This is a genomic window from Streptomyces sp. SID3212, from assembly GCF_009865405.1.
GTDB lineage: Bacteria > Actinomycetota > Actinomycetes > Streptomycetales > Streptomycetaceae > Streptomyces.
Window position 1 is genome coordinate 1 of the sequence record NZ_WWJY01000112.1, and the last position, 5,232, is coordinate 5,232.

The 5,232-nt window shown below is 70.9% G+C and carries 3 protein-coding genes; 2 read left to right on the forward strand and 1 reads right to left on the reverse strand.

Annotated features, from left to right (window positions below):
* Positions 1–162 precede the first annotated feature (162 nt).
* The gene (locus tag GT042_RS03385; RefSeq protein WP_161307206.1) at positions 163–960 is read left to right on the forward strand and encodes a GNAT family N-acetyltransferase; all 798 of its coding nucleotides are present in this window, start codon (positions 163–165) and stop codon (positions 958–960) included.
* Between the two features lie 34 nt (positions 961–994).
* Here GT042_RS03385 and GT042_RS03390 read toward each other — a convergent pair whose 3' ends face one another.
* Positions 995–3,205, reverse strand: a complete 2,211-nt coding sequence (locus GT042_RS03390; RefSeq protein ID WP_161307207.1) for an MMPL family transporter — start codon at positions 3,203–3,205, stop codon at positions 995–997.
* Between the two features lie 187 nt (positions 3,206–3,392).
* On the opposite strand from GT042_RS03390, the gene GT042_RS03395 reads away from it, so the two are divergent.
* A partial coding sequence (locus GT042_RS03395) for a hypothetical protein (RefSeq protein WP_161307208.1) occupies positions 3,393–5,232 on the forward strand: 1,840 nt, incomplete at its 3' end.

Below are 5,232 nucleotides of genomic sequence, written 5' to 3' on the forward strand. Positions count from 1 at the left end.
GGAGGCCGCTCCGTGCCGGGCCCGGCGGGGGCGGCCCCGTACTGAGCCCGCCGGGGAGCGGCCCCGTACACCGCGCCAGGCACGTGGCCAGGCCCGTACGGCAACCCCGGGCGGCAAGGCCCACCAAGAGATCAGCACCCTCGCGAGGAGATCGGCACCATCATGTCCACCAGCGTCCACCCGTCCCAGAGCCAGCCGCTGCCCGAGCCGCAGGACCACCAGGAGCCCGGGAGCGCCCCGGCGCCGCACCTCCTCGACAACCCCGCCTGGGCCTCGCTCACCGGCCCGCACTCCCACTTCGCCGAGCGGGTGGGCCGCGCCGCCCGCTATCCCACGGACGTCTCCCCGTTCACCGCGCTGTCCGACTCGACCGATCCCCGCGCCTGGGACGACCTCGTCGCGCTGGTCGGTCCTGACACCCTCGCCCCGGTCAGCGGTGCGACGCACCTGCCCGACGGGTGGGAGGCGGTCCGGCGGGGCCAGGGCGTCCAGCTGGTCGACACGTCCCTGCGCGCCGAGCCCGACGCCGAAGCGGTCCGCCTCACCCCGGCCGACGTACCGGAGATGCTCGACCTGATCGCCCGTACCGAACCGGGCCCCTTCCTTCCCCGTACGGTCGAGCTCGGCACCTACCTCGGTATCCGCCGCGAGGGCCGGCTCGTCGCCATGGCCGGCGAGCGGCTCCACCCGCCCGGGTGGCGGGAGATCAGCGCGGTCTGCACCGACCCCGCCCACCGGGGCCGGGGTCTCGCCACCCGGCTGGTCCGCGCGGTCGCGGCGGGCATCCGCGAGCGCGGCGAAACCCCGTTCATGCACGCGTCCGCCGCCAACACCGACGCCATCCGGCTCTACGAGTCCATCGGCTTCACCCTGCGCCGCCGCTCCGCGTTCCTCCTGGTCCGCACCCCGTCAGGGCCGCCCCGTCCCGCCGCCTCGCCACTTGTCCGGCCGGCGGAATGACCCCGGGCCGGACTCCGCCCTTCTCCTGAAGCTGTTACGCGTGGCCGTTGTCCGACGTCCGCTCCACGGAGAGGTCGGGCACGATACGGCTGAGGCGGGCGGGGAGCGCCCAGTTGACGGGGCCGATGAGGTGCATGAGGGCGGGGACGAGCAGGCCTCGGATGATCAGGGCGTCCACGAGGACCGCGAAGCCCAGCCCGAAGCCGAATTCCTTGAGGACGAAGCTGTCGCCGATGAGGAAGGATCCGAAGACCAGGATCATGATGCTGGCGGCCGCCGCGATGATCCGGCCGCTCTTGGCCTGGCCGAGCGTGACCGCCTCGTGGTTGTGGCGTACGGCTCCGGTCCTGAGTTCCGCCGTGTCCCCGTGCGCGGTGCGGCGTTGGTGGTGCCATTCCTCCTGCATCCGGCTCACCAGATACACCTCGTAGTCCATCGAGAGCCCGAACAGCACCGAGAACAGCAGCACGGGGATGAAGGCGTCGATGGGTCCGGTGGTCGGCAGGCCGAAGGCCGAACTACCCCACCCCCACGTGAACACCGCCGTCAGGGCTCCGAGCGCGGCCCCCACCGACAAGAGGTTCATGACGGCCGCGACCAGCGGGATCAGCAGACTGCGGAAGACCATCACCAGAAGCAGGAACGCCAGGATGACGACCACGGCGATGAACAGGGGCAGTTTGTCGCTCAGCACGCGCGAGAAGTCGATGTTGCTGGGGGTGGCGCCGCCGACATGGACAGCGGGGTGCCCCGGGCCTTCGGCCCTGGGCGCCAGGTGACGGATCGTGGACACCAGGGTGACGGTCGCCTTCTCACCCGGAGCGGTTGTCGGATAGAGGATCGCCAGGGCGGCCTCGCCGTTCGGGGAGGTCACCGGAGGTGTCACCCGGGCCACTCCCGGGGTGTGGGCGGCGTCGGACAGGAAGCGCGCGAACGCCTTCTTGTCGTCCGGCGAGGAGACCGCGCTCACCAGTTGGAACGGACCGTTGAACCCGGGCCCGAAGCCCCTCGCGAGAGCGTTGAACGCCTGGTGTGTGGTGGACGACGTCGGATCGGCGGCGGCGCCGGACGATCCGAGGCGGAGGCTGAAGAGGGGCAGGGCGACCACCACCACGACCACCAGGGACGTCACGGCCACGAGCCACCGGCGCACCTCGATGAACCTCCCCCACCGCAGCCAGAAGCCCGAGGCGTCGGTGGAGAGGGGACCTTTCTCCTCAAGAGCGGCACGCTCCCGGCGGGAGAGGACCTTCTCACCGAGGAACCCGAGCATCGCGGGCAGGAACGTCAGTGAGGTCGCCATGGTCAGGGCGACCGTGATCGCCGAGGCGGCGGACAGCCCGTACAGGAAGTCGACCCCCAGGGCGAACTGACCGAGCAGCGCGATGCACACCGTGATGCCCGCGAACAGCACCGTACGGCCGGAGGTGTTCACGGCCTGTTCGGCCGCCTCCTGGTAACCGACTCCCGATCGCACCGCGCTGCGGTGCCGGCTGATGATGAACAGGCCGTAGTCGATGCCCACACCGAGGCCGATGAGGATCGCCAGGTCGCTGGAGACGCTCGGTGTGTCCATCACGTGGGACAGCAGGCTGATGATCGCGTGGCCGATGAACAGGGCGACGATCGCGGTGATCAGCGGCATCAGGGAGGAGAAGAGCGCTCCCCCGAAGACGATCAGCAGGATCACCAGCGCGGCGACCACGCCGACGGCGATGGACAGGCCGGGGCCCGACGCCTCCTCGTTGGAGATGGACTGGCCACCGAGCGAGATGTGGACGTCAGGACCGTCGGCGGTCTTCGCGGCGTCGATCAGATGCCTGGCGTCGGACTTGGTGACGTCCGCGGCCACCTTCGACCAGGTCACCCGGGCGAACGCCACCGTCCCGTCCCGGCTGATCTGCCCCGCGCCCGCCTTGCTGTACGGACTGATGACCGACTCCACGCCGGAGACACCGGCCACTTTGGCGAGCGCGGCGGTCACCGGGTCCTTGACCGAGGAGGAACGCACCGTGGTGCCGTTCCGCGCCTCGATGACCACCTGGTCGTTCTCGCCCGACGCCGACGGGAAGCTCTTCTTCAGCAGCGACACCGCCGCCTGCGAGTCCGTACCCGGCAGGCTGACGCTCTCGTTGTACGAGCTGCCGATCGACTGGCTGATCCCGAGGAGGACCACCAGGGCCAGCAGCCAGCCCCCGACCACTCTGCGGCGGTTCTCGAAGCACCAATTGGCCAATTGATTCACGGGAGCAAGGTCTACTCGTCCGGAGGACCCCGGCTCGGGAGGTCACCCCAACGAGGGCGCGTCGAAGGGCCGAGGTGTGGGGGCCCGTCGTGGGGCCGACGCGCCGTGTCCGCTGCCGCGACGTCGTGGGCCCGCTCGTGGCGTACGAACTCGACAGCGGGCTCTCTCGCGGCCAACGGATAGGTTGGTGCCGCGACTTGGGGACGTGGTGAAGGGGGTGAGAGCGGTGGCGGAGCGCTCGCGGGAGTGGGTACGGGTGCCGGTGGGGGACGAGGCGGGTCGATGGGCCACTCGGGGGCGGTGCCGGCGGGTGCTGCTGGTCGTGCACAACGTCACGGCCGCGACCCGTCTCCTCGATCTTCTCCCCCTCTTCCGCGACGATCTGCGGATTCAGCTGCTCGCGACCTGCACCGGTTCGTCGCCCTTCCAGAGCGGTGTGACGGAACTGCTCGATTCGATCGGTGTGCCGGTGCTGCCCTGGGAGCAAGCCGTGCGTACGCCGGTGGACCTTGCTCTCTCGGCGAGTTTCGGGGGTCAACTCACCGAGATCCGGGGGAAGTTAGTCATTGTTTCGCATGGAATTGGATATAATAAGACGCTCCGACGGGCGGCCGGGGAGCCGAAGACAGCGGGTCCGACGACCGGGAGTCGGGGGCTCGGGAATCCGGGGCCTGGTGATCCGGGGCTCGGTGATCCGCTGTTCGGGCTGGCTCCGGAATGGGTGTTGGCCGACGGCGTACCGATCGCGGACGCGATGGTGTTCTCACATCCCGAGCAGATCGAGCGGTTGGGCGTCGCCTGTCCCGAGGCCGTTCCTGCGGCGGTGCTCGGTGGTGACCCGTGTTTCGACCGGATGCTGGCGGCCCGGCACCATCGGGAGCGGTACCGCAGAGCGCTGGGGGTACGGCCGGGCCAACGGCTGGTGCTGCTGAACTCCACCTGGAATCCCGATTCGCTGTTCGGGGACCGTGGATCCGATGACGTACTGCCCCTGCTGCTGCGGACGTTGGCATCGGATCTGCCCGTGGACGAGTACCGCACCGCGGCCGTCCTCCACCCGAACGTCTGGGCCGCGCACGGTCCCGGGCAGGTGCGGCTGTGGCTGGACCGGGCCGTACGGGCGGGTCTGGCACTCGTGGATCCGCTGGACGGCTGGCGGCAGGCGCTGATCGCCGCGGACCTGGTGATCGGTGACTTCGGCTCGGTCAGTTACTACGCCGCCGCCCTGGGGACGCCCGTCCTGCTCGGGTCGGCGTCCCTGGACGGCCTCGGGCCGACCTCACCCGTCGCCGGGTTCGTCCGTACGGCTCCGCGGCTCGACCCGTACGCGCCGCTGCTTCCGCAGGTGGAGCACCACCTGGCCGTTCACCGGCCGCTCCCCGCCCCGGCGGAGCTGACCACGTCGGCACCGGGCCGGTCGGCGGAGCTGCTGAGGGAGCTGTTCTACGGCCTGATCGGCATCCCGGAACCCGCCGGACCCGCGCTGCTCGACCCGCTGCCCCTGCCTCCGTACCGACCCACCCCGCACACCGCGCCTCTACGCGTCGTCACCCGTGTCCGCGAGGACGGCGTGATCGAGGTCCGCCGCTTCTCCCAGCCTTCGACCGAGCCCGGTGGCCCGGGGGACGGCCATCTGGCCGTGCACGAGGACACCCTCGACCCCGGCATGCTGGACCTCGCCGACCTCATCTGGCGCCACGGCGATCCGTACGATCCCCGCCTCGGCGCACCGCGGCAGTGGGCGGCCGAGATCCTCGACCGTTATCCGGGCTGTTCCCTGGCCGCGTACGTCACCGGTCCGCATGCCTGTACGGTCCGGCACCGCGACGGTCTCGTGAGCGAACTCAGCGCCCTTCCCGGCGCCGACGCCGACCCCGCCCTGTACGCGTCGGCGTTCTTCGCCCACGTGGCCGCCGGCGCGCGGCCCGGTGCGCCCGGCGGGATCGGCGCACCGGGCGGTATCACCGTCCGTACGGGGGCGGGTGAACACCCCATCCGCTCACGCCTGCCCGGCCAGGCACTCCCGG